The sequence below is a fragment of the Microbacterium panaciterrae genome, from assembly GCF_039541635.1.
Lineage (GTDB): Bacteria > Actinomycetota > Actinomycetes > Actinomycetales > Microbacteriaceae > Microbacterium > Microbacterium panaciterrae.
This window is the reverse complement of record NZ_BAABGP010000019.1, coordinates 1-24,412: the sequence shown is the minus strand read 5'-3', so window position 1 is coordinate 24,412 and position 24,412 is coordinate 1. Positions and strand designations below refer to the sequence as shown.

Here is a 24,412-nt window from a genome sequence, read left to right as displayed (position 1 = left end):
ACGCGCATCGACCGGTGCGGTTCAGCCGGCCCAGCGCCTCAGCCGGTCCAGCCCCCAGGTGGTCACGATCCGCTCCGCCGGCACCCCGGCGCGTTCGGCGCGCTGGGCGCCGTGGTCGAGCAGGGACAGCTGTCCCGGGGCATGCGCGTCGGAATCGATCGAGAACAGGCAGCCGATCTCCAGCGCCAGCGCGATGAGCTCGTCGGGCGGATCCTGCCGCTCAGGACGCGAGTTGATCTCCACCGCGACGCCGTGCTCGGCGCACGCCTCGAACACCGCCCGCGCCTCGAACTGCGACGCGGGGCGCGTGCCCCGCTCGCCCTGCACGAGCCGGCCGGTGACGTGCCCGAGCACGCTCACATGCGGGTTCGAGACCGCCTTCACGAGCCGCCGTGTCATCGGAGCGGAATCCATCCGGAGTTTCGAATGCGCGGACGCGACCACGACGTCCAGCTCGCCGAGCAGCGCGTCCTCCTGGTCCAGGCCGCCGTCCTCGAGGATGTCCACCTCGATCCCGGTCAGCAGCGTCAGACCGCCCCCGCTCTCGGCGCGCACCTGCGGGAGCTGCGTGCGCAGCCGCTCGGCGGTGAGTCCTCGGGCGACGCGCAGCCGGGGCGAGTGATCCGTGATCGCCTGATACTCATGTCCGAGCGCTCGCGCGGCATCCGCCATCGCCGCGATCGAGGTCGTCCCGTCCGACCACTCCGTGTGCGCGTGCAGGTCGCCCCGCAGCCGCCCGCGCAGCTCCGAGACGATCTCCGGCTCGACCTCGCCGCGCAGCTCCACGAGGTAGTTCGGGGTCTCCCCGGCCAGCGCCTGCCGGATCACCGCGAACGTCGAGTCGCCGATGCCCTTGGTCGCCTGGATCCGGTTCAGATCCCCGCGCGCGTCGCCCGGCAGCTCCGCATAGATCGCGGCGGCCTGCCGGAACGCCTTCGCGCGGTAGCGCGAGGCACGCTCCCGCTCCAGCAGCCGGGCGATCTCCAGCAGCGCCTCTTGCGGGTCCATCGTGATCAGCCCGCCGCGAGCTCCTGCGACGCCGCGACCCACGCGTCGAGTTTGGCGAGGGCGCGCCCGTCGTCGACCGCGGACTCCGCCACGGTCAGCGCGGCGCGCAGACGCTCCACCATCGGGACCTGGGCCTGCGCGGGCTCGTGCGAGAGCTCATACGCGACGATCCCCGCCGCGGCGTTCAGCAGCACGATGTCGCGCACCGCACCGCGCTCCCCCTCCAGCGTCCGCCGCAGCACGTCCGCGTTGTGCTCGGGGGAGCCGCCGATCAGGTCGGCGAGGTCGGCGAGCGGGAGCCCGAGGTCGCGAGGATCCAGATCGTGCTCATGCGTGTCACCGCGGGTCACCTCCCAGATCCGGCTGTGCCCGGTCGTGGTGAGCTCGTCGAGGCCGTCGTCGCCGCGGAACACCAGTGCCGTCGCACCGCGGGTCCGGAACACGCCCGTGATCAGCGGCACGCGGTCCAGCTGCGCCACTCCCACCGCGTTCGCCTCGGCGCGCGCGGGGTTGCAGAGCGGGCCCAGCATGTTGAAGACGGTCGGCACGCCCAGCTCGGCGCGCACGGCGCCGGCGTTCTTGAAACCGGGATGGAAGGCGCCCGCCCACGCGAACGTGATGCCCGTCCTGTCGAGGATCTCGGCGACCGCCTGCGGATCGAGCGTGAGCTGCAGGCCCAGGGCGCCCAGCACGTCCGAGGATCCCGAGGCGGAGCTCGCCGCCCTGTTCCCGTGCTTGACCACGGGGATCCCGGTTGCGCCGATGATGATCGCCGCCGTGGTCGAGACGTTCACCGTGCCGACCCTGTCGCCGCCGGTGCCCACGATGTCGAGCACGTCGGAGGACACCGGAAGCGGCACGGCCGCCTCGAGGATCGCGTCGCGGAAGCCGACGACCTCGTCGATCGTCTCGCCCTTCGCCCGCAGCCCGATCAGGAAGCCCGCGAGCTGCGCCTCTGTGGCCTGGCCGCGCATCACCTGACGCATGGCCCAGGTCGATTCGTACACGCTCAGGTCACGCCCTGCGAGCAGCGTGGAGAGGATTTCGGGCCAGGTCAGAGCATCCGCCATGCCAGCGATCCTATCGATGTAATCGAGTCGTGATCGTGCCGAGAAGGCGCCCCGGACCCGCGGCGCACAGCGGATTCCCCGGCAGTTCCGAGGTCGCGTGGAGCCGCCGCGCGGCCAAACCGCCGCCACCGGTGCGACAATCGACCTCGCAGATCGGCCATAATGGACGGGTGACGACCTCAGCGACGTATGCCCCAGCGGCGAGAACGATCAAACGCCCCAACCCGGTGGCTGTGGGAACCATTGTCTGGCTCGGCAGTGAGGTGATGTTCTTCGCGGGACTCTTCGCGATCTACTTCACGCTGCGCAGCACCTCACCGGAGCTCTGGGCGCATCGCACCGAGCAGCTGAACGTGCCCTACGCCTTCGTCAACACGGTGGTCCTGGTCGCATCCTCGTTCACCTGCCAGATGGGCGTGTTCGCCGCCGAGCGCATGCAGCCGTTCCGCGCCGTGAACGAGAAGGGCCGCAAGCGCTGGGGCATGGTCGAGTGGTTCTGGCTGACCTTCGCGATGGGCGCGATCTTCGTGTCCGGCCAGGTGTGGGAGTACTCGCAGCTGGTGGCCGAGGGCATGCCGATCTCGGCGGACTCCTACGCGTCGGCGTTCTACATCACGACCGGCTTCCACGCCCTGCACGTCACCGGAGGGCTCGTCGCGTTCCTGCTCACGCTGGGCCGCGCCTTCGCCGTCAAGAACTTCACGCACAAGGAGGCGACGACGGCCATCGTGGTTTCCTACTACTGGCACTTCGTCGACGTCGTCTGGATCGTGCTGTTCCTCGTCATCTATTTCCTCAAGTAAGAAGCGGAGCGGATTCCCGACATGGCACGTGAGAAGAAGCGCCGTTCCGGCCGTCGCAGCCCCCTGGCCGCTGCGGCACTGATCGGCGCAGGCCTGATGATCACCGGCGGCATCTACGCCGGTGCGAACGCGGCGTTCGCCGCGTCCGAGCCTGCGTCCGTCACCACCCAGGTGTCCGCCGAGGACGGCCAGAAGCTGTTCCAGGCGAACTGCGCGACCTGCCACGGCATGAGCCTGCAGGGCACCGCTACCGGGCCGAGCCTCTACGGCGTCGGCGAGCTCGCCGTCGAGTTCCAGGTGTCGACCGGACGCATGCCGCTGCAGATGCAGGGACCGCAGGCGCCGCAGAAGCGTCCGCAGCTCACCGAGGACCAGATCAAGAACATCGCGGCCTGGGTCCAGTCCGTCGCTCCCGGCCCGACCTACCCCGACGAGAAGATCCTCGACGGCAAGGGCGATGTCGCGCACGGTGCCGAGCTGTTCCGGATCAACTGCGCGATGTGCCACAACGTCGCCGCGGCCGGAGGCGCCCTCACCGAGGGCAAGTACGCGCCGCCGCTGACCAAGACCAGCGCGCTGCACATGTATGCCGCGATGGTGACCGGGCCGCAGAACATGCCCGTGTTCGGCGACATGAACCTGTCGGCCCAGGACAAGCGCGACATCATCTCGGCCCTGCTGTTCCAGCAGAAGGAGACCCAGGTCGGAGGCATGGATCTCGGATCCCTCGGCCCCGTCTCGGAGGGACTGTTCATCTGGATCTTCGGAATCGGCGCTCTGGTCGCCATCACCGTGTGGATCACGGCGAAGTCCAACTGACGCCGGCATATCGCAGAACGTACGAGGAGAACCATGGCACACGACGACCCGCACGCTCTTGATCGGACCTATCAGGCCCCGGTCGGGCTGAGCGTCGACGTCAGCGACCCCGCGCAGAACCCGGGTCTGCCGCCGCACCGCGCGCGCATCACGGATCAGGATCCGAAGGCGATGGAGACCGCCGCCCGCACGGTCTACACGCTCTTCTACCTCTCCCTCGCGGGCAGCATCTGGGCGGTCGCCGCCTACATGCTGTTCCCCATCGAGAGCGGCTCGCTCATCGATGTGCGCTACAACAACCTGTTCATCGGCCTCGGCATCGCACTCGCCCTGCTTGCGCTCGGCGTCGGCGGGATCCACTGGTCCAAGGCCGTGATGAGCGACAAGGAGCACATCGAGTACCGCCACCCCACGCGTGGCCGCGACTCGACGCGCGAGGCCGCGATCGAGGCGTTCGCGCAGGCGAACGAGGAGTCCGGCTTCGGCCGGCGTGTGATGATCCGCAACTCGCTGATCGCGGCGGTCGTCGCCTCGGTGATCCCGGGTCTCGCGCTCTTCCGCGGCCTGGCTCCGCACAGCACGCCCGACAACCCCATCGCCGGTGACCCCGTGCAGCTGCTCAAGCACACCATGTGGGACAAGGGCATGCGTCTGGCGCACGACCCCGACGGCACCCCGATCCGCGCCGCGGACATCGTCCTCGGCTCCGCGGTGCACGTCATCCCCGAGCCGCTCAGCAAGCTGGGCCACGAGGACGGCTACCTCGAGCAGAAGGCCAAGGCGATCGTGCTCCTGGTGCGCCTCCTCCCGGAGCAGCTGCACCCGTCCGAGGACCGCAAGGACTGGGCGTACGACGGCATCGTCGCGTACTCCAAGGTCTGTACGCACGTCGGCTGCCCTGTCGCGCTCTACGAGCAGCAGACGCACCACCTGCTCTGCCCGTGCCATCAGTCCCAGTTCGACATCACCGAGCAGGCCAAGGTCATCTTCGGCCCGGCCGCCCGTCCGCTGCCGCAGCTGCCCATCACCGTCGACGACGAGGGCTACCTCATCGCGCGGAGCGACTTCAAAGAACCCGTCGGCCCGAGCTTCTGGGAGCGCCATTGAGCACCGCAACCGTTACCGAACAGACGACGTCGGAGCAGACGGCGTCGGAGAAGCCCCTCGGCGGGCGCTTCGTCGGCGCTGCGGCGAACTACATCGACGAGCGCACCAGCCTGTCCGGCTTCGTGAAGGAGCTGGGCCGGAAGATCTTCCCCGATCACTGGTCCTTCATGCTCGGCGAGATCGCCCTGTGGAGCTTCGTCGCCGTGCTGCTGTCCGGCACCTTCCTGACGTTCTTCTTCCAGGCGTCGATGGTGCCGACGCACTACACCGGCGCCTACCCCCCGATGCGCGGCGTGGAGATGTCCGCGGCGATGAACTCGACCCTGCACATCTCGTTCGACCTGCGCGGCGGCCTGCTGGTCCGTCAGATCCACCACTGGGCGGCGCTGACGTTCGTGGCCGGTATCGGCGTGCACATGCTCCGGGTCTTCTTCACCGGCGCGTTCCGCAAGCCGCGTGAGCTGAACTGGGTGATCGGCTTCGTGCTGTTCATCCTGGCGCTGGCCGAGGGCTTCACCGGCTACTCGCTGCCGGACGACCTGCTCTCGGGCAACGGCCTGCGCATCATCGACGGCATGATCAAGGGCCTTCCGCTGATCGGCACGTGGACCTCGTTCATGCTCTTCGGCGGCGAGTTCCCGGGTGACCAGATCGTGGGACGCCTCTACACGCTGCACATCCTGATCCTGCCGCTGCTGGTGATCGGCCTGGTGCTGCTGCACCTGATGCTCATGGTCATCAACAAGCACACGCAGTTCGCCGGGCCCGCCCGCACCGACGAGAACGTCGTCGGCTACCCGATGATGCCGATCTACATGTCCAAGATGGGCGGCTTCCTGTTCATCACGTTCGGTGTGATCGTGCTGATCGCCTCGCTGTTCCAGATCAACCCGATCTGGAACTACGGCCCGTATGACCCGTCCCCCGTCTCGGCGGGCACGCAACCGGACTGGTACATCGGGTTCGCCGATGGCGCTCTGCGTCTCGCGCCATCGGATCTCGATGTCGTCTTCCTGGATCACACCTGGTCGTTCGGGATCATCATCCCGGTGCTCGTGCTGGGCCTGTTCATCGTGCTCGTCGCCCTCTACCCCTTCATCGAGGCGTGGATCACCGGCGACAAGCGCGAGCACCACATCGCCCAGCGTCCGCGCTCGTCGGCGACGCGCACCGCGATCGGCGTGGCCGGCGTGGTCTTCTACGCCGTCCTGTGGGCCGCGGCCTCCTCCGACCTCATCGCGACGCACTTCTCGCTCACGATGGAGGGTGTCATCCACACCCTGCAGGCGCTGCTGTTCGTCGGTCCCGTGCTGAGCTACTTCATCGCCAAGCGCATCTGCATCGCGCTGCAGATGAAGGATCGCGAGATCGTCCTGCACGGCTACGAGTCCGGCCGCATCGTCCGCCTCCCCGGCGGCGAGTACATCGAGGTGCACAAGCCGGTCGACGTGTACGACCGCTGGAAGCTCGTCGACGCGGAGACCTACGAGCCGCTCGTGGTGCGCCCGAACGCCAAGGGCCGCATCCCGTGGACGCAGAACCTGCGCTCCTCGATGTCACGCTGGTTCTTCGAGGACCGCCTCTCCCCGCTCACGCAGACCGAGATCGCGGCGGCAGACGCCCACCAGCGTCACGTGCTGCACGACACGGATGAGGCCGCTCACGACGAGATCGTCGCGTCGCACCAGCGTGCCGGCGTCAGCGAGGATGAGATCGCCCCGGTCGACACCTCGCACGTCAGCGAGACGCCGAACACGCCGAGCTCAGTCCTGGCGTCCGACTCTCTGCCCAAGAAGGAGGACGGCGAATAAGCCGCTCCCCCTGGTTCCGACGAAGGCCCTGTCATGTGACGGGGCCTTCGTCGTTGCCGCGACTCCGCCCGGAGTAGCCTGGCGTCATGACCAGCGCCCAGGACCATTTCTCCGCCAAGCTCGCCTACGAGACCGACGCCAGCGACGTGCATGCCGCGCGCAAGGCCGGCGAGCGGATCGCGGTCGTGGATGTGCGCTCCGACGAGGCCTGGGCGCAGGGGCGCGTCGTGGATGCCATCCACATGCACTACCGGGAGATCGCCGCCCGCGCCCCCCAGGAGATCCCGGCGGACACACCCGTCGTGGTGTACTGCTGGAGCCCCGGATGCAACGCCGCCGACAAGGGCGCCCTGGAGTTCGCGAAGCTCGGCTACGACGTGCGTCTCATGATCGGCGGGTTCGAGTACTGGGTCCGCGAGGGCTATCCCGTCCAGGATGCCGACGGCGTGCACCGCCGTCCGGTCGATCCGCTCACCGGCGTCGCCCGCATCCGCACACGCGCCTGAGCACGGCTCGGAGTTATCCACAGCCCTCAACGGCCCCGCGCACCGCTCCCCTAACCTCGAAGCGTCCCGGCCTCGAGAGGAACTCCGTGAATCGCAGACCGCAAGGCCGGGTGCGGGCACGGCAAGGAGCCCTCTGCGGCCGCACTCGCGATGGCCGGCTACGACATCCACGAGGACATCGCCCTGGTCTTCGCGGGCAGGCTCACGTTCTTCTCCGCGATCACCCCGACCGCACGGCCGTCACACGCGACCGGTTCCGCCTCCGCGCATCCCTGAAGTACCGCACAGCGAACGGCCCCGGGAGCTGCGCTCCCGGGGCCGTTCGTGGATCAGATCTCGCTCAGCGGGCGAAGTGACCGCGGTAGTACTCGTAGACCCAGCCGACGATCGCGATGACGAAGATCGCGAGCGCCACGGGGAAGAGGAACTCGCCGACGGCCAGGGCGATGGCGCCGACAGCCGCGGATCCGGCCAGCACGATCGGCCACCACGACCACGGGCTGAACTCGCCGAGCTCCGGGTCGCCGTCGTCGATGTCGCTGGTGAGGATGTCCTCCGGCAGCGAACCACCCTGAGCGCGGTGCGTGCGGTCCAGATAGAACGCGATCATCGCGGCCATGAAGCAGCTGAAGAAGAAGGCGACCGTGCCGACCCACTCGATCGCCGTGACGATGGGGCGGTCCGGGTGAGCGACGATGTTCCAGACCGTGTAGGTCACTCCCATGACGCCGAAGAAACCGGTCAGCACCCACCAGAGGATGACGTTGTCGCGCATGGGTCAGTGAGCCTTTCCATCGGCGGCAGCGGCGACGGGGTGCTCCGCAGCCTCCGGGTGGTTGAGGTCGAACGCCGGACGCTCGCTGCGGATGCGCGGGATCGACGTGAAGTTGTGCCGCGGCGGCGGGCACGACGTCGCCCACTCGAGCGAGGCGCCGTACCCCCACGGGTCGTTCACGGTGACCCTGGGAGCCTTGCGCGCGGTGAGCCAGACGTTCAGGAAGAACGGCAGCATCGAGGCACCGAGGAGGATGGCGCCGACCGTCGAGACCTGGTTCTCCCACGTCCAGTTGTCGTACGCCGAGTAGTCGGCGTAACGACGCGGCATGCCGTCGATTCCCAGCCAGTGCTGGATCAGGAACGTCATGTGGAAGCCGATGAACAGCATCCAGAAGTGCACGTAGCCGAGGCGCTCATTGAGCATCCGGCCCGTCCACTTCGGCCACCAGAAGTAGAAGCCCGCGAACATCGCGAACACGACCGTGCCGAACACCACGTAGTGGAAGTGCGCCACGACGAAGTACGAGTCGGACAGGAAGAAGTCCAGCGGCGGGGAGGCGAGGATCACGCCGGTGAGACCACCGAACACGAACGACACCAGGAAGCCGAGCGCGAACACCATCGGCGTCTCGAAGGTGACAGAACCTCGCCACAGCGTGCCGATCCAGTTGAAGATCTTCACGCCGGTCGGAACCGCGATGAGCATCGTCATGAGCGCGAAGAACGGCAGCAGCACCGATCCGGTGACGTACATGTGGTGCGCCCACACGGCCACCGACAGCGCCGCGATCGAGATCGTCGCGTAGACGAGGGTCTTGTAGCCGAAGATCGGCTTGCGGCTGAAGACCGGGAAGATCTCCGAGACGATGCCGAAGAACGGCAGCGCGATGATGTAGACCTCGGGGTGCCCGAAGAACCAGAACAGGTGCTGCCACAGCAGCACGCCGCCGTTGGCGGGGTCGTAGATGTGCGCGCCCAGGATGCGGTCCGCAGCAGCGGCCAGAATCGCGGCGGCCAGCACCGGGAACGCCATCAGGACGAGCAGGCTCGTGATGAGCGTGTTCCACGAGAAGATCGGCATGCGCCACATCGTCATGCCGGGCGCACGCATCGTGATGATCGTGGTGATGAAGTTCACCGCACCGAGGATGGTTCCGAAGCCCGAGATGCCGAGGCCCATCATCCAGAGGTTGCCACCCGCGCCGGGAGTGAACGACGCGCTCGCGAGCGGCTGATAGGCGAACCAGCCGAACGACGCCGCACCCTGCGGGGTGAGGAATCCGGCGACCGCGATCGTCGAGCCGAACAGGAACAGCCAGAATGCGAAGGCGTTCAACCGCGGGAACGCGACGTCGGGAGCGCCGATCTGCAGTGGCAGGATCGCGTTCGCGAAGCCGGCGAAGAGCGGCGTCGCGAACATCAGCAGCATGATCGTGCCGTGCATCGTGAAGAGCTGGTTGTACTGCTCCTTCGTCGGCACGATCTGCATGCCCGGCGAGAACAGCTCCGCACGGATGATGAGCGCCATCACACCGCCGAGCAGGAAGAACAGCACGGAGGCGATCAGATACATGTACCCGATGGTCTTGTGGTCCGTGGAGGTCACCCACTTGACGACGATGTTGCCCTTCTGCTCGACGCGAGTCGAGCTGAGCAGGGCCGCCTGACGCGGCGGGATCGTCGTGGGCCTGGCGCCAGCCTCCGAGGTGCCGGGAAGAGTGCTCGTCATGCTGATTACTTCGCTTCCGGAGTTGTCTCGTTCTTCCCGGTGGTGCCGGGGAGGTTGCTCAGGCGGTCGTAGGCGTCGGTGATGTCGCCCGTGTTGCCCTCGTCGTGCAGCTTGGTCAGATACGTCTGGTAGTCCGCATCGCTGACGACCTTGACGTTGAACAGCATCATCGAGTGATACTCACCGCAGAGCTCGGCGCACTTGCCCTGGTACGTGCCCTCGCGGGTCGGCGTGAAGGACCACGAGTTGTCCTTGCCGATGTACATGTCCTTCTTGTACAGGAAGTCGATGATCCAGAAGGAGTGGATCACGTCGCGCGACTGCAGCGTGATGTGCACCTTCTTGTTCACCGGCAGGTAGAGGGTCGGCAGCGCCGCCTGGTCGATGTTGCCGGCCTTGTCGGGCTGCGCCTGGACGCCCATGGTCCAGACCGCGTCCGAGTTGTCCTTCTGCTTGCCGTCGTACTGGAAGTCCCAGGCCCACTGCTTGCCGATCGCGGTGATCGACACGTCGGGCTCATTGCCCGGGCCGTACTGGGTCTCGATGATCGTCTGATCGCGGGCCGTGAAGGCGAACATGCCCAGCACGAGGATCAGCGGCACGACCGTGTAGAAGATCTCGATCGGCATGTTGTAGCGCAGCTGCACCGGCAGGCCGGTCTGACCCTTGCGGCGGCGGTACGCGATCGCCGCCCAGCCCATCAGGCCCCAGGTGATGAGGCCGACGATGAGGAGCACGATCCACGAGTTGACCCAGAGCGCGGCGACGCGATCGGTCTGGTTGGTGGCCGGCGTGCCGTCCGCGACGAAGCCTGGGAGGAATCCGTGGAGCTCCGTGGGAGAGCATCCCGCGAGGGCCACGGCTGCCGCGACTCCCAGGGGGAGTGCGGCCCAACGAAGGCGGCGTTTCGAGGGCACGATGCACCTTTCAGATCGCGGACATGGGCAAGCCCATTCTAGGGCAACCTCACACCCGTTTCACGCCAACCACGCAGGTTCGGCGTGGTCGGCAGAGGGTTCGAGAAGGGGATTCCTGGGCTCAGTGGAAGCTGTCGCCGCACGCGCAGGAGCCCTGCGCGTTGGGGTTGTCGATCGTGAATCCCTGCTCTGAGATCGTGTCCTTGAAGTCGATCGATGCGCCGTCCAGATACGGCACGCTCATGTTGTCGACGATGACCTCGACGCCGTCGAAGTCGACGGTCTCGTCGCCCTCGAGATAGCGCTCGTCGAAGTACAGCTGGTAGATCAGACCGGAGCAGCCGCCCGGCTGCACGGCGACGCGCAGACGCAGGTCGTCGCGTCCTTCCTGCTCCAGCAGGCTCTTCACCTTGGCCGCAGCGGCGTCGGAGAGCTTCACGCCGTGCGCGGTGCTGGTCTCGGGGGTGAGGGTGATGTCGCTCATATCGCTCCTTGGATCGGCCGTGGACAGGCACGGATTCCGTCCTGTCGAGTCTACCGCCGTGCTTTCCCCCGGCGACGCGCACCGGGGGTCACAGCGCCGTTTCGTTACAGCGAGATCTCGTTCATGCGCGTCAGCAGCAGCGCCTCGGTGGCGACGGCGTGTCGGAACGTCTCCAGATGCAGCGACTCGTTCGGGCTGTGCGCCCTGGCATGCGGATCCTCGACGCCGGTGACCAGGATCTGCGCCGCGGGGAAGGTCTCGACGAGGTCGGCGATGAACGGGATCGATCCGCCGATGCCCAGGTCGACCGGCGACTTTCCGTAGCCGTCGGCCATGGCGGCTCGGACCAGGCCCACCGCCCAGCCGGACGTGTCGACGAGGAACGGGTCGCCGAGATCCAGATCCGAGAAGGTCAGCTCCGCGCCGAACGGGGCATGCGCGCGCAGGTGCGCCTCGAGCGCCGCATAGGCGTCCTCAGCGCTCTGGCCCGGCGCGACCCGGCAGCTGAGCACGACCGTGGTCTCCGGCGCCAGCGTGTTCGACGCGGCCTCGACGGTGGTCGCGTCGATGCCGATCACCGTGACGGAGGGCTTGTTCCAGATCCGGCTGAGGATCGTGCCGTCTCCGATCGGCGAGGTGCCGGGAAGCAGGCCCGCCTCGTCGCGCAGGGTGTCCTCGCTGTACTCGGGTGTGTCGGCATCGCGGACGGCGAGTCCCTCGACCGCGACGGATCCGTTCTCGTCCCAGAGCGAGTCCAGCAGGCGGATCGTGGCGAGCATCGCATCGGGCACCGCACCGCCGAACATGCCGGAGTGCGAGGCGTGGGCGAGCGTGCGGATCCGCAGGGTGAAGCGCACCGCGCCGCGCAATGAGACCGTGAGGCCCGGGGTCTCGGAATCCCAGTTGCCGGAGTCGGCGACGACGATGGCATCGGCGCGCAGAGCGTCCTCGTTGTCGGTCAGGAACTGCGCGAACGAGCGCGAGCCGTACTCCTCCTCGCCCTCGATGAACATCGCGATGCCGAGATCGAGGTCGTCGCCGACCGCTTCCGCCACCGCGCGGATCGAGGCGAGGTGTGCCATGATCCCGGCCTTGTCGTCCGCGGCGCCACGGCCGTACAGCCGGCCGTCGCGCACCGTGGGCTCGAACGGCGGCGTCTCCCACAGCTCGTCCGCGCCGGGGGGCTGCACATCGTGGTGCGCGTAGAGCAGGATCGTCGGCCGGCCGTTGCGGGCCGCGCGGCTCGCGAGCACCGCGGGCTGCCCCGTCTCGTCGGTGCCGGGGATCGCGGAGCGCAGCACCCGCACGCTGTCGAACACGCCGGTCCCCTTCGCGAGCTCCGCGACGGCGTCGGCGCTGCGTGCGAGCTGGGTCTGGTCGAACGCCGGCCAGGCGATCCCGGGGATCCGCACCAGGGCGCCGAGATCGGACAGCGCTGACGGGATGCCGGAGGACACGGCCGCAGCGACGGCCGCTTCGCGATCGCCGGAGGCGGTGACCGAGGAGGAGGGAGAAGTCATGCGAGTAATCTTAGAGAACACCCGTTCCTCCTCTCCCGACTCACAGGAGCCTTCGTGCCGACCACCCCCTCCCCCTCGACCAACGACGACTCCGCCGAGGAGACGTCCGGCAAGGGGCGCCGCACTCCGACCCGCGCCGAGCAGGAGGCCGCACGTCGGCGCCCGCTGGTGCCGGACACCAAGGAGGCCAAGGCGCAGGCACGGGCGGATCTGCGGCAGCGCCAGGACCGGCAGCGCGTCGGCATGGCCAACGGCGAGGAGAAGTATCTCCCGGTGCGCGATCGCGGGCCGCAGCGCCGCTACGTGCGCGACTACGTCGACGCCGGCTGGCACGTCAGCGAGTGGGTGATGGCGCTGATGGTGGTCGTGATCGTCGTCTCGCTCATCCCGAACACGCTGGTCGCGTACTGGGCGTTCGTGGGGCTGTGGGGCTTCATCGTGATCGCGGTGCTGGACATGGTGCTGCTCGGCGCCCGGGTGAAGCGCAAGATCGACGCGAAGTTCGGCAAGGACAAGCGCGAGCGCGGTCTCGGCTGGTACGCGGCGATGCGGTCGCTGCAGATGCGCTTCATGCGCCTGCCGAAGCCCCAGGTCAAGCGCGGCCAGTACCCGGCCTGATCGGCCGCCCCGACGACAGAACCCGATGCGCCTCGCGCATCGGGTTCTTCTGTGCGTGCCGCCGGTTCAGCCTCGGCGCAGGCCCTTCGAGATCTCGCGCGCCCAGAGCGGTCCGCGATAGAGGAACGCGGTGTAGCCCTGCACGAGCGTCGCGCCGGCCTCGAGCCGCTCGCGCACCTCGGCTCCGGTCTCCACGCCGCCGACGGAGATGACGCAGAAGTCTGCGGGCACCGCAGCACGCACGATCCGCAGCACCGCGAGCGAGCGCGCTTTCAGCGGCGCTCCGGAGAGACCGCCCTCCCCCGCCGCCGCGACCTTGGCGGCGTCGGTCGTCAGGCCCTCGCGGGAGACCGTGGTGTTGGTGGCGATGAGGCCGGAGAGGCCCTCCGCCACGGCGAGCCGCGCGATCGCGGCGATCTCCTCGTCGGGCAGGTCGGGGGCGATCTTGACGAGCAGCGGCGTGACGCCGGCTGCGGCCTTCACCGCGCGCAGCAGCGGCGCCAGCGTCTCCACGGCCTGCAGTCCGCGCAGGCCGGGCGTGTTCGGCGAGGACACGTTGATGGCCAGGTAGTCGGCGAGCGGGGCGAGTCGCACCGCGGAGGCGACGTAGTCGGCCGTGGCGTCCTCGACGGCTACCACGCGGCTCTTGCCGATGTTGACACCGATGACGGCACTCGGGCGGCGCCGGCGGAGTTTCCACAGACGCTTCTCGGCGGCCTCGGCTCCCGCGTTGTTGAAGCCCATGCGGTTCACGACCGCACGATCCGGGATCAGCCGGAACAGCCGCGGCCGGGGGTTGCCCGGCTGCGGGATCGCGGTGATCGTGCCGACCTCGACATGCCCGAAGCCGAGCGCCGACAGACCGCGCACGCCCACCGCGTTCTTGTCGAAGCCCGCGGCGACGCCGAACGGCGTGGGGAACGTCAGCCCCAGCGTCTGCACCTGTTCCGCAGGATCCGGCCGGGTGAGCGCGCGTGCGATCCAGGAGAACGGGGGCAGGCCGAGGATCCGCACCACGACCATGCCGGCATGGTGGGCGAACTCGGGATCGAAGCGCGCGAGGACGACGCGGAAGAGCAGGGCATACATCCCTGCCAGGCTACCGGTCGGCGAGCCCGGATCCGGACGACGCCGCCTAGGATTCGGCCGGGACAGCGCCCGCGCCGCGGTGGTCGGCGCGCAGCTCGGCGATCGAGACCTCGAAGTCCTCCAGCGAGTCGAACGCCTGGTAGACGCTCGCGAAGCGCAGGTAGGCGACCTCGTCCAGATCACGCAGCGGCCCCAGGATCGCGAGCCCGATCTCGTTCGCGTCGAGCTGCGAGACGCCCGTCTGGCGTACCGTCTCCTCGACTCGCTGGGCGAGGACCGCCAGATCCGCCTCGGTCACGGGGCGCCCCTGGCACGCCTTGCGCACGCCGGCGATCACCTTCTCGCGGCTGAACGGCTCCATCACGCCCGACCGCTTGATGACGTTGAGACTGGCGGTCTCGGTCGTCGAGAACCGGCCGCCGCATTCGGGGCACTGGCGACGCCTGCGGATGGAGAGGCCGTCGTCGCTCGTGCGCGAGTCGATGACGCGGGAGTCCGGATGACGGCAGAACGGGCAGTGCATTCCGGAAAGCCTACGCGACCGTCACCGGTGCGGGCTCAAAACGGGCCTCGACCGCCTCGCCGTGCGCGGGCAGCACCTCGGCCTCGGCGAGCGCCACCACTCCCGCCCTGGCCTGCGCCAGAGCCGCGTGATCGTAGGTGATGACCTGCTGCGGGCGGAGGAAGGTGTACGACCCCAGCCCGGACGCGTAGCGCGCCTGTCCCCCGGTGGGCAGCACGTGGTTGCTCCCCGCCATATAGTCGCCGAGGCTCACCGGGGTCTGATCGCCGACGAAGACGGCGCCTGCGCTGGTGAACGCACCCGCCGCCTGTTCCGCGTCGACCAGGTGCAGTTCGAGGTGCTCCGGGGCGTAGGCGTTGCTGAACGCGACGGCGGCCGCTCTGTCGTCGACCAGCACGATCGCCGACTGCGGACCCTCGAGCGCCGCCTGCACCCGCACGCTGTGCCTGGTGCGCCCTGCGGCGTCGGCTACCGCTGCGGCGACGCGCTCGGCGAGGTCGACCGAGTCGGTGACGAACACGGCGGAGGCCTGTTCGTCATGCTCGGCCTGACTGATCAGATCGGCGGCGATCAGTCGCGCGTCGGCCCCGGCGTCGGCGACGATGAGGATCTCCGTCGCGCCCGCCTCGGAATCGGTGCCGACCACGCCGGCCACCGCGCGCTTGGCCGAGGCGACGTAGTTGTTGCCCGGTCCGGAGATGACATCGACCGGCTCCAGCCCGATCCCCGCCACGCCGTGCGCGAGCGCGCCGATCGCGCCGGCGCCGCCGATCGCATAGACCTCGTCGATGCCGAGCAGTGCCGCGGCCGCGAGGATCGTCGGGTGGATCCGTCCGCCCTCGCTCTGCTGCGGCGGCGACGCGAGCGCGATGCTGCCGACTCCGGCGACCTGCGCGGGCACGACGTTCATGACCACGCTCGACGCCAGCGGCGCCTTGCCGCCGGGGATGTAGACGCCGACCCGGCCGACCGGCTGCCAGCGCTGCACGATGCGCGCGCCCGGACCGATCTGGGTGACCCGGTCCTCGGGCACCTGCGCGGCGGATCCTCGCCGTACCCGGTCGATCGCGGCCTCCAGCGCCGCCCGCACCTGCGGTGCCACGGCGGCCGCCGCCTCATCGATCTGCTCCTGCGGGACGCGGATCGCGTGCCCGCTGACCCGGTCGAACCGCTCGGCCTGCTCGCGCAGGGCCTCCTCGCCGCGCACTCGGACGTCCTCCACGATCGCGGTCGCGGTCGCGAGCGCCTCGGCCCGGGCCGCCGTCGCGCGCGGCACGGCCGCAAGCATCTCGGCGGTGGAGAGGGAGCGTCCCCTCAGGTCGATCGTCTGCATTCGTCCTCAGCCTCGGGTCATGTTCTCGGTGTCGTGCAGGTAGCCGACACGGCCGTCGTCATGGCGCACCACGAAGGCGCCGCCGCGATCCTCGAGTACCAGGATCCACGCATCGGGCCCGATCCGGAAAATCTCGTCGCCCTGGGCGTCATGAACCGGCCGGACCTCGGGCGCGAGCGCCCAGAACGGCTGGGCGGGCTCGGCAGGGGATGAGTTCTTCCCCCCGCGGCGCTCCGGGGCGGGAGGAACCACGTCGACCGAATGCGTCGCTACGTCGTCCGCGGGCGTCGGCTCGAGCAGGTCGCCGAGCACCTGGGTCATCGTGTCGGACGGGGCGTGCGCGACCTCATCGGTCTCGTCCGATGCGTCTGGCTCGACCGGAGCGTCGACGATCGCCACCGTGCTCGCGTCTTCGGGCGTCGCATCGGGAAGCGGCGCTTCCGCGTGCGGGGCGGCCCCCGCCTCATCGGTCGCGTCCGACGCGAGGAACGACTCACGGTGCTGCTCGGGGACGTATCCGGGCGCGGTGAGCGACGGTGCGCCCGTGGCGCTGCCCGACACATGCGCTGCGGCGACGACCTCGCCCTCGTGCAGGAGCCCGGGATCCACGTCGTCGTCGGACTGCGGGTCGGACACGCTGCCCCGCGCGCGCACCGGACGCGGCTTCGAGAAGACCGGACGCACCGGGTCCGCGTTGCGGTGCGCGAGGGTCTCCATGCGACCCTCGAAGTCCTCCCGGAGGGCCGGGAAGAGCCCGGCGAACACCGTGACGGCGACGAGCGCCAGCATCAGGATGATCTCGACCCAGGCGGGCCAGGTCATCAGAAGGGACTGCCTGGTCGCACCGACCAGCACGACCTGCTGCCAGAGCAGCACTGCCCAGCTGACCGCCGCGACGGAGTACGCGACCGACGCGAACTGGTCGATGCCGAGGGACCCGACCCGGCGGATCCCGTCCGGCGACAGTCGGCGCAGCACGATCAGGAAGGTCGCCGCAGTCGGCACGCCGATCATGAGCACCCAGGCGCCGTTCATCGTCCAGACGGTCGACGTGATGTCGAGGATGCTGCCCGCGCCGGGCACGAACGAGAGCACGAAAGCGAGCAACCAGGCGCCGATGATGATCAGTTCCCGCAGGGTGAAGCCGAAGTGTCCCTGCTGCGGAGCGACAGCGGGAAGGTGCACGTCGTCGTCTGCCACTGTCTGCGCGTCGTCGCGGTTCTGGGACTGCTCGTCCAGGTCGATCTCAGCGAAGGGGAGGTCGCCGGTCATCAGTGAATCCTTTCGTCGTGCGGCCGCTGGGGACTCGGCCGTCGAACGCGCCGATACTACCGGGCCGCCATGGAGAGGTCCTGAACATCGGCGCCGCCCGTCGCCGCGATCCGGCCGCGGCTCAGCCGAGGCACTGCGGGCCGAGCAGCGACTTCAGGTCGCCGAACAGGTCCGCCGTGACCGACACCGGCAGGGGCACCTCGAACACCTTCGCGCGACCGCCGCGATGCATCGTCAGCATGACCTCGGTCTCGCCGGCGTGGCGGCGCAGCACCTCGGCCAGGTCTTCGATCACGCGCTCGGTGGCGCGCTGCTCCGGCACGATCAGCGACAACGGCCCTGCGGCGTCGAACGCGCCCACGTCGGGTGTGAAGGCGGACTGCGCGTGCAGGTTCATGCCGTCGTCACGGCGGGAGATGCGCCCGCGCACGGCGAGGATCGAGTCCTGCTGCAGGATGCCCTGGAACTCGAGATACGTCTTGCCCATGAACATGATCGTGATCTCGCCATGGAAGTCCTCGACCGTGATCATGCCGTACGGGTTTCCGCTGGCCTTGGCGACGCGGTGCTGCACGCTCGTCACCAGGCCGGCGACCGTCACCTGGTCGCCGTCCTGGAGGTCCTCCGACTCGATCAGGGTGTTGATCGCGATCGAGGCGTGCCGGGCCAGCGGCACCTCGAGGCCTGCCAGCGGGTGGTCCGACACGTACAGCCCGAGCATCTCGCGTTCGAAGGCGAGCTTGTCCTTCTTCGTCCATTCGGGGCGCACCGGCACCTTGGGCGGCGCGACCTCCTCGACGTCGTCGTACAGGCTGTCGAAGTCGAAGCCGATCGCACCCTGGGCCTCATTGCGCTTCTGGTCGACCGAGGCTTCGACCGCATCCTCGTGGATCTCCACCAGGGCACGGCGGGTGTCGCCCATCGAGTCGAAGGCACCGGCCTTGATGAGGGATTCCACGGTGCGCTTGTTCGCGACGTGCAGCGGCACCTTCTTCAGGAAGTCGTGGAACGAGACGAAGTTCTCCTTCTGCCGCCCCTGCACGATCCCGTCGACGACGTTGGACCCGACGTTGCGCACGGCACCGAGGCCGAAGCGGATGTCCTCGCCGACGGCCGCGAAGTAATTGATCGACTCGCGCACGTCGGGCGGAAGCACCTTGATGCCCATGCGACGGCACTCGTTCAGGTAGAGCGCCATCTTGTCCTTGGAGTCGCCGACGCTGGTCAGCAGCGCCGCCATGTACTCGGCGGGATAGTGCGCCTTGAGATAGGCCGTCCAGTACGAGATGACGCCGTAGGCGGCGGAGTGCGCCTTGTTGAAGGCGTAGTCGGAGAAGGGCAGCAGGATCTCCCAGATCGCGTTGACGGCGCCGTCCGAGTAGCCGTTCGCATGCATGCCCGCCTGGAAGCCCTCGAACTGCTTGTCCAGCTCGGACTTCTTCTTCTTGCCCATCGCGCGGCGGAGGATGTCGGCCTGGCCGAGGGAGAACCCGGCCACCCGCTGCGCGATCGCCATCACCTGCTCCTGGTAGATGATGAGGCCGTAGCTCTCGTCCAGGATGTCTTTCAGCGAGTCCGCGAACTCCGGGTGGATCGGGGTGATCTCCTGCAGGCCGTTCTTGCGCAGCGCGTAGTTCGTGTGCGAGTTCGCGCCCATCGGGCCCGGCCGGTACAGCGCGATGAGGGCCGAGATGTCACCGAAGTTGTCCGGCTTCATGAGCCGCATGAGGGCGCGCATCGGTCCGCCGTCGAGCTGGAAGACGCCGAGCGAGTCGCCGCGGGTGAGCAGATCGTACGAGGGGCGGTCGTCGAGCGCGAGATCCTCGAGCACGAGCTCCTCGCCGCGGTTCATCCGGATGTTCGCGAGCGCGTCGGAGATGATCGTGAGGTTGCGCAGCCCGAGGAAGTCCATCTTGATGAGACCGAGGGACTCGCAGGACGGGTAGTCGAACTGCGTGACGATCTGGCCGTCCTGCTCGCGCTTCATGATCGGGATGATGTCGATCAGCGGATGCGAGGACATGATCACGCCCGCCGCGTGCACACCCCACTGGCGCTTCAGGTTCTCCAGGCCCAGGGCGGTATCGAACACCGTCTTCGCCTCGGGATCCGATTCGATGACGACGCGGAACTCGCTGGCCTCCTTGTACCGCGGGTGCTCGGGGTCGAACATGCCGTCGAGCGGCATGTCCTTGCCCATCACGGCCGGGGGCATCGCCTTGGTGAGCTTCTCCCCCATGCTGAACGGGAAGCCGAGCACGCGCCCGGCGTCCTTCAGCGCCTGCTTCGCCTTGATCGTGCCGTAGGTGACGATCTGCGCGACGCGCTCGTCGCCGTATTTCTCGGTGACGTACTGGATCACCTCGCCACGGCGACGGTCGTCGAAGTCGACGTCGAAGTCGGGCATCGAGACGCGGTCGGGGTTGAGGAAGCGCTCGAAGATGAGGCCGTGCTCGAGCGGGTCGAGGTCGGTGATCCGCATCGCGTAGGCGGCCATCGATCCGGCGCCGGATCCGCGGCCCGGCCCCACGCGCACCCCGTTGTTCTTGGCCCAGTTGATGAAGTCGGCGACGACGAGGAAGTAGCCGGGGAACCCCATCGAGCTGATGACCTCGACCTCGTAGTTCGCCTGCGTGCGCACCGCATCCGGGATCCCGCCCGGATAGCGGAACTGCAGCCCCTTCTCGACCTCCTTGATGAACCAGCTCTCCTCGGTCTCGCCCTGCGGGACCGGGAAGCGCGGCATGAAGTTGGCGCCGGTGTTGAAGGAGACCTCGCAGCGCTCGGCGATCAGCAGCGTGTTGTCGCACGCCTCGGGGTGATCGCGGAACACCTGGCGCATCTCGGCGGCGGACTTCACGTAGTAGCCGTCGCCGTCGAACTTGAACCGGTTCGGGTCGTCCAGCGTCGATCCGGACTGCACGCAGAGGAGGGCCGCATGGCTGGTCGCGTCGTGCTGGTGCGTGTAGTGCAGGTCGTTCGTGCCGACGAGCGGGATCCCGAGGTCTTTCGCGATCTTCAGCAGGTCGCCGGTGACGCGCCGCTCGATCTCGAGGCCGTGGTCCATGATCTCGGCGAAGTAGTTCTCCTTGCCGAAGATGTCCTGGAACTCCGCGGCCGCCGCGCGCGCCGCGTCGTACTGGCCGAGGCGCAGCCGGGTCTGGATCTCCCCAGAGGGACACCCGGTCGTCGCGATCAGGCCCTTCGAGTACTTCTGCAGGATCTCGCGGTCCATGCGCGGCTTGAAATAGTAGCCCTCCAGGCTCGAGGTCGAGGAGAGTCGGAACAGATTGTGCATGCCCTCGGTCGTCTCGGAGAGCAGGGTCATGTGCGTGTACGCACCGGATCCGGACACGTCGTCGCGGCGCTGCTCGGGAGAGCCCCACTGCACCCGCGACTTGTCGCTGCGGTGCGTGCCAGGGGTGACGTACGCCTCGATGCCGATGATCGGCTTGACGCCCACGGCGGTCGCGGCCTTGTAGAACTCGAACGCGGCGAAGGTGTTGCCGTGGTCGGTGACCGCGACGGCGGGCATGCCCTGAGCGACGGCCTCCTGCACGAGCGGCTGGATGCGCGCCGCCCCGTCCAGCATCGAATACTCGCTGTGCACGTGGAGGTGGACGAAGGAGTCGGATGCCATGGGTTCGAGTCTACGATCGAGCACCGACGCCGGGCACCGTCGACCTCATCCGGTCCCTCGCCGATCCGGTCCCTGAGCTTGTCGACTCGTCAGCGCGTTGGCTCGCGCTGTCGAATCCTGAGAACGCTCCGCAAACCTGTGCAGCGCCTTCAGGTTTCCGCAGCGCGAGCGAGACGCCGCCCAGGATAGAGCCGCGTCGCCAGCTATTGACAGCGCGAGCAGGACCCGGGCACGTCCGTTCCGGGCCCAGGGAACGGACGTGCCCGGAGCTGCCAGCGCCCGACGGGCGCGCACAGCGCCGGATACGCTGGTCGCATGACGACTCCGGACTTCGTCCTCGCGCTGCGTGAGCGGATCGGCCATTCCCCGCTGAACCTCGTCGGCGTCACCGCGATCGTCTTCCGGGACGAGAAGGTGCTGCTCGGCAAGCGCGCCGACAATGGCGCCTGGCAGGCTGTCTCCGGGATCGTGGAGCCGAACGAGGAGCCGGCCGACACGGCGGTGCGCGAGTGTCTCGAGGAGGCAGGCGTCGTCGTGAAGGTCGAACGACTGGCGCTGGTGCAGCAGCTTCCCCGCGTCACCTACGCGAACGGCGACGAGGTCGACTACCTGGATCTGGTGTTCCGCTGCACCTGGGTCTCCGGCGATCCGCACCCCGCCGACGGCGAGCTCACCGAGGTCGGCTTCTACGACCTCGCGGCGATGGGCGACGTCGACGACGCTCACGTGCGCAAGATCGCCCTCGCGATGGCGGAGGACGATCCGGCACACTTCCGCGGCGGCAGGCCGCCCAAGGGCTGACGCTCGCGCCTCAGCGCAGCTCCAACCGCATCAGCACGCGGGGGAAGCCGTCGAGCATCGACCCTGTGTCGGCGGCCTGGGAGAACCCCGCGGATTCGAACAGGGCCCTCGTCCCGGTGTACATCATCGTCTGATTCACCCGTGCGCCCGCGCTGTCCAGCGGATACCCCTCGATCGCGGGAGCGCCGCTTGCGCGCGCGTGGTCCACGGCCCCCTCGATCAGCGCATGCATCAGCCCCTGCTTGCGATGCCCCGGCCGCACCCGGAAGCACCACAGCGACCACACGTCCTGGTCGTCGACGTGCGGGATCAGACGATTGGTGGCGAAACTCGTGTCACGCCGCGGATGCACCGCGGCCCAGCCCACCGGTTCGCCATCCAGATACGCGATGATCCCCGGAGCCGGATCCTGATGGCACAGTTCGCGCATCCGATCCGCCCGCGCCGGCCCTTGCAGGGCACGACTCTCCGCACCGCCGATGCGATAGCTCAGACAGAAGCACGACTGCGACGCCGGATTCTTCGGCCCCACGAGCGTCGCGACGTCTTCGAAGACGGTCGCGGCGCGCACCTCGATGCTCATGGCCCCAGTCTGCGCCCGGGCGCCGACATTCGCGATGGACTCAGGGGTTCACCATGCGCTGGTCTGTGTTCGTGTAGTGGATCGAGTCGGCGATCGTGCCCACCAGGCCCATGGTCACGCGCAGCAGACCCGGCTTGACGTCGTCGAGCGGCGGCGGGGTGTCGGTGCCGAGCGTGAGCGCACGGCCGTCCTGCGTCGTCGCGGTGATCGAACCGAGGTACACGCTGACATGCCCGGTGAGGGTCATGGTGTCGGCGTTGGTCACCAGCCCCGCCGCACCGGGCGGACGCACCGTGAGCGAGAAGCCGGAGATCGTGATCGAGTCGGCCGAGATCTTCAGAGCCCGGATCGTGCTGCCGTCGATCGTGGGCACATCCACGATGGCGATCCCGCTCAACCCGGTGAACGACAGACCCTGCGAGCCCATCGAGGCCGGCGTCTTGGTGAAGATCGGAGCACTGTCGTCCCGGGTGGCGGGAACCGGTGCGGTGCTCGGCGTCGGTGACGGCGCGGAAGGATCCGCGGGCGCGGCCGGGAGCGCCGGGGCGCCGGGAACGGACGGGATGGTCGGCGTGCCGGGCGCGCCGGGCGTGGTCGACGCCGGTGGTGCCGTCGGCGTCGGGCTCGGCGTGGGGCACCAGATCAGCGGGATGCACAGCGCCGCGGACCTCGTCGCGGGCGCGGCGGCGGCGCCCAGCGTCATCGGGGCGATCAGGGCGAGCGCGGCCAGAAGCGCCACGCCGACCCGGCGCTGCGGCCTCACGACACGGTCTCCTCGGGCTCGGCCTCGACCTCGGGCGCCGGCCGGCGCGCGCCCATCCACGCGACGACGAGCACGGCGCCGACGCCGGAGAGCAGCATGCCCACGATGAAGCCGCCGAGGTTCACGCCGATCAGGGAGTAGATCGCGACGACCAGCGCCAGGATCCCGTAGAACACGTGATGCGCGGGCATGGTGATCGAGAGGATCCCGAGCAGCAGCAGCACGATCGGGATGATCGTGGCCTGCAGCCCCTCGATGCCGAGCTGCACGTGCAGATGTCCGATGTCGAGCTGACCGGAGAAGAACATCTCGATGCCGCCGAGCGCAACCAGCAGCCCGCCGACGAACGGACGCTGCCGTCGCCAGTGCCGGAACCCGCGCTCCGGCGCCTGATCTGCCGCACCGTCACTCACCGGCGCCATACCCTCCTCGGTCACGGGTGCGTCGTCCCTCAGAAGCATCCCTTGGATCCGTCCGTCAGCTCCAGCGTCATCCCCGTGAGGGTGAACACCGAGGCCTGGGTGCTCCACGCCGTCTGCTGCAGGTTCTTGATCGAGACGGTGTCGGCGTCCTGGGCGAAGTCGCCCGCGGAGCCCTTGGCCTCGGTGTTGACGGTGGACGCGTCGACGCCGATGCGGATCGCGCCGAACGAGGCGTCGCCCTTGAGCCCCGTCATGCCGATCTGCAGGTCTGATGCCGAGGCCGGATTGCCGTTGCCGCCCGCCTTGATCAGCACGCCGACCTTGCCGAGCGGGGTGTCGGTGATCACGGACTGGCAGAGGTCGGTCAGGGTCGCGCTCTTGATGTTCGCGATGGCGACCGTGTGCTCCTTGCCCTCGGTGTCCTTGGCGATGCCCGCGTACTGCGAGAAGCCGGTGCCCTCCAGCTGCGACGCGCCGATCTGGAACTGGCTGCCGGAGACGGCGAAGGACACCGGAACGGCGCCCTGCGCGACTCCGCCCAGCAGCACGGCAGCCGCGATGCCTGCGGGAACGGCGACGAGCGCAATGCGCCCGGCGTGCGAGGCACCGAGCTTGCGGACACGGTCAGACTTCGGGAACTTCATCGATCCTCCTCCGGGGCGCCGACTTCTGTGGCGGCGCGACTCTGCGAGTATATCGCCCATTGACTCTCAGTCAATATCTCGACTCGGCACGTCCCGCGCACCGCTAGGTGTTCTTCCCACGGAGGTTGTGGGCAGCGTGGCTTGATGGAATGAGGTGAGGACCTCCGGTATCG

24 protein-coding genes are annotated in these 24,412 nt (G+C 68.6%); 8 read left to right on the top strand and 16 right to left on the bottom strand.

Annotated features, from left to right (window positions below; translation table 11 throughout):
• Positions 1 to 21 precede the first annotated feature (21 nt).
• A complete protein-coding gene (locus ABD882_RS14425; RefSeq protein WP_345188140.1) occupies positions 22 to 1,008 on the bottom strand; it encodes a PHP domain-containing protein in 987 nt (328 codons plus the stop codon).
• Between the two features lie 5 nt (positions 1,009 to 1,013).
• Complete coding sequence (gene trpD, locus ABD882_RS14420) at positions 1,014 to 2,078, bottom strand: anthranilate phosphoribosyltransferase (RefSeq protein ID WP_345188044.1); 1,065 nt, start codon at positions 2,076 to 2,078, stop codon at positions 1,014 to 1,016.
• A 170-nt stretch (positions 2,079 to 2,248) separates the two neighbouring features.
• Here trpD and ctaE point away from each other — a divergent pair, with 170 nt between their 5' ends.
• The 6 genes from ctaE (at position 2,249) to ABD882_RS14390 (ending at position 7,400) form a co-directional block, all read left to right on the top strand.
• Positions 2,249 to 2,881 carry an aa3-type cytochrome oxidase subunit III gene (gene ctaE / locus ABD882_RS14415; protein WP_486348214.1) on the top strand — a complete coding sequence of 211 codons (633 nt, stop codon included), beginning with the start codon at positions 2,249 to 2,251 and terminating at the stop codon, positions 2,879 to 2,881.
• 21 nt (positions 2,882 to 2,902) lie between these two features.
• Positions 2,903 to 3,700 (top strand): cytochrome bc1 complex diheme cytochrome c subunit, encoded by a 798-nt coding sequence (gene qcrC, locus ABD882_RS14410; protein WP_345188043.1) that lies wholly within the window; start codon positions 2,903 to 2,905, stop codon positions 3,698 to 3,700.
• Positions 3,701 to 3,733: 33 nt separating this feature from the next.
• Positions 3,734 to 4,807, top strand: a complete 1,074-nt coding sequence (qcrA, locus tag ABD882_RS14405) for a cytochrome bc1 complex Rieske iron-sulfur subunit (RefSeq protein ID WP_345188042.1) — start codon at positions 3,734 to 3,736, stop codon at positions 4,805 to 4,807.
• Positions 4,804 to 6,618, top strand: a complete 1,815-nt coding sequence (gene qcrB / locus ABD882_RS14400; RefSeq protein WP_345188041.1) for a cytochrome bc1 complex cytochrome b subunit — start codon at positions 4,804 to 4,806, stop codon at positions 6,616 to 6,618. Before qcrA ends, qcrB begins: the two co-directional genes overlap by 4 nt.
• Positions 6,619 to 6,704: 86 nt before the next feature.
• Positions 6,705 to 7,124 (top strand): rhodanese-like domain-containing protein, encoded by a 420-nt coding sequence (locus ABD882_RS14395; protein ID WP_345188040.1) that lies wholly within the window; start codon positions 6,705 to 6,707, stop codon positions 7,122 to 7,124.
• A 150-nt stretch (positions 7,125 to 7,274) separates the two neighbouring features.
• A complete protein-coding gene (locus ABD882_RS14390) occupies positions 7,275 to 7,400 on the top strand; it encodes a hypothetical protein (RefSeq protein ID WP_345188039.1) in 126 nt (41 codons plus the stop codon).
• 64 nt (positions 7,401 to 7,464) lie between these two features.
• On the opposite strand, the gene ABD882_RS14385 is transcribed toward ABD882_RS14390, so the two are convergent.
• The 5 genes from ABD882_RS14385 to ABD882_RS14365 form a co-directional block, all read right to left on the bottom strand.
• Positions 7,465 to 7,899 (bottom strand): cytochrome c oxidase subunit 4, encoded by a 435-nt coding sequence (locus ABD882_RS14385; RefSeq protein WP_345188038.1) that lies wholly within the window; start codon positions 7,897 to 7,899, stop codon positions 7,465 to 7,467.
• A 3-nt stretch (positions 7,900 to 7,902) separates the two neighbouring features.
• Entirely contained in the window at positions 7,903 to 9,630 is a 1,728-nt protein-coding gene (gene ctaD / locus ABD882_RS14380) for an aa3-type cytochrome oxidase subunit I (protein WP_345188036.1), read from the bottom strand.
• Positions 9,631 to 9,635: 5 nt separating this feature from the next.
• On the bottom strand, positions 9,636 to 10,547 hold the full coding sequence (gene ctaC / locus ABD882_RS14375) for an aa3-type cytochrome oxidase subunit II (protein ID WP_345188035.1): 912 nt from the start codon (positions 10,545 to 10,547) through the stop codon (positions 9,636 to 9,638).
• A 121-nt stretch (positions 10,548 to 10,668) separates the two neighbouring features.
• Positions 10,669 to 11,031, bottom strand: a complete 363-nt coding sequence (erpA, locus tag ABD882_RS14370) for an iron-sulfur cluster insertion protein ErpA (RefSeq protein WP_345188033.1) — start codon at positions 11,029 to 11,031, stop codon at positions 10,669 to 10,671.
• A gap of 104 nt (positions 11,032 to 11,135) precedes the next feature.
• The gene (locus tag ABD882_RS14365; protein ID WP_345188032.1) at positions 11,136 to 12,551 is read right to left on the bottom strand and encodes a dipeptidase; all 1,416 of its coding nucleotides are present in this window, start codon (positions 12,549 to 12,551) and stop codon (positions 11,136 to 11,138) included.
• 54 nt (positions 12,552 to 12,605) lie between these two features.
• On the opposite strand from ABD882_RS14365, the gene ABD882_RS14360 reads away from it, so the two are divergent.
• On the top strand, positions 12,606 to 13,169 hold the full coding sequence (locus ABD882_RS14360; RefSeq protein WP_345188031.1) for a DUF3043 domain-containing protein: 564 nt from the start codon (positions 12,606 to 12,608) through the stop codon (positions 13,167 to 13,169).
• 66 nt (positions 13,170 to 13,235) lie between these two features.
• Here ABD882_RS14360 and ABD882_RS14355 read toward each other — a convergent pair whose 3' ends face one another.
• The 5 genes from ABD882_RS14355 to dnaE all read right to left on the bottom strand — a co-directional run bounded on the left by ABD882_RS14355 (position 13,236) and on the right by dnaE (position 21,026).
• Entirely contained in the window at positions 13,236 to 14,258 is a 1,023-nt protein-coding gene (locus ABD882_RS14355) for a quinone-dependent dihydroorotate dehydrogenase (RefSeq protein ID WP_345188030.1), read from the bottom strand.
• Positions 14,259 to 14,304: 46 nt separating this feature from the next.
• Positions 14,305 to 14,781 (bottom strand): transcriptional regulator NrdR, encoded by a 477-nt coding sequence (gene nrdR / locus ABD882_RS14350; protein ID WP_345188029.1) that lies wholly within the window; start codon positions 14,779 to 14,781, stop codon positions 14,305 to 14,307.
• Between the two features lie 10 nt (positions 14,782 to 14,791).
• A complete protein-coding gene (hisD, locus tag ABD882_RS14345) occupies positions 14,792 to 16,114 on the bottom strand; it encodes a histidinol dehydrogenase (protein ID WP_345188028.1) in 1,323 nt (440 codons plus the stop codon).
• Between the two features lie 6 nt (positions 16,115 to 16,120).
• Positions 16,121 to 17,386, bottom strand: coding sequence for a hypothetical protein (locus tag ABD882_RS14340; RefSeq protein ID WP_345188027.1), 1,266 nt, complete (start codon positions 17,384 to 17,386; stop codon positions 16,121 to 16,123).
• Positions 17,387 to 17,507: 121 nt separating this feature from the next.
• The gene (gene dnaE, locus ABD882_RS14335) at positions 17,508 to 21,026 is read right to left on the bottom strand and encodes a DNA polymerase III subunit alpha (protein ID WP_345188026.1); all 3,519 of its coding nucleotides are present in this window, start codon (positions 21,024 to 21,026) and stop codon (positions 17,508 to 17,510) included.
• A gap of 315 nt (positions 21,027 to 21,341) precedes the next feature.
• Here dnaE and ABD882_RS14330 point away from each other — a divergent pair, with 315 nt between their 5' ends.
• A complete protein-coding gene (locus ABD882_RS14330) occupies positions 21,342 to 21,827 on the top strand; it encodes an NUDIX hydrolase (protein WP_345188025.1) in 486 nt (161 codons plus the stop codon).
• Between the two features lie 10 nt (positions 21,828 to 21,837).
• On the opposite strand, the gene ABD882_RS14325 is transcribed toward ABD882_RS14330, so the two are convergent.
• Genes ABD882_RS14325 through ABD882_RS14310 form a run of 4 tightly spaced genes read right to left on the bottom strand, consistent with a single transcriptional unit; the run spans position 21,838 to position 24,239 of the window.
• Positions 21,838 to 22,410 carry a GNAT family N-acetyltransferase gene (locus ABD882_RS14325; RefSeq protein ID WP_345188024.1) on the bottom strand — a complete coding sequence of 191 codons (573 nt, stop codon included), beginning with the start codon at positions 22,408 to 22,410 and terminating at the stop codon, positions 21,838 to 21,840.
• 40 nt (positions 22,411 to 22,450) lie between these two features.
• Positions 22,451 to 23,173, bottom strand: a complete 723-nt coding sequence (locus tag ABD882_RS14320; protein ID WP_345188023.1) for a hypothetical protein — start codon at positions 23,171 to 23,173, stop codon at positions 22,451 to 22,453.
• Positions 23,170 to 23,610 (bottom strand): DUF6114 domain-containing protein, encoded by a 441-nt coding sequence (locus ABD882_RS14315; RefSeq protein WP_345188021.1) that lies wholly within the window; start codon positions 23,608 to 23,610, stop codon positions 23,170 to 23,172. The genes ABD882_RS14320 and ABD882_RS14315 overlap by 4 nt, the downstream gene beginning before the upstream one ends.
• A gap of 14 nt (positions 23,611 to 23,624) precedes the next feature.
• Entirely contained in the window at positions 23,625 to 24,239 is a 615-nt protein-coding gene (locus ABD882_RS14310; RefSeq protein ID WP_345188020.1) for a DUF6230 family protein, read from the bottom strand.
• Positions 24,240 to 24,412 lie beyond the last annotated feature (173 nt).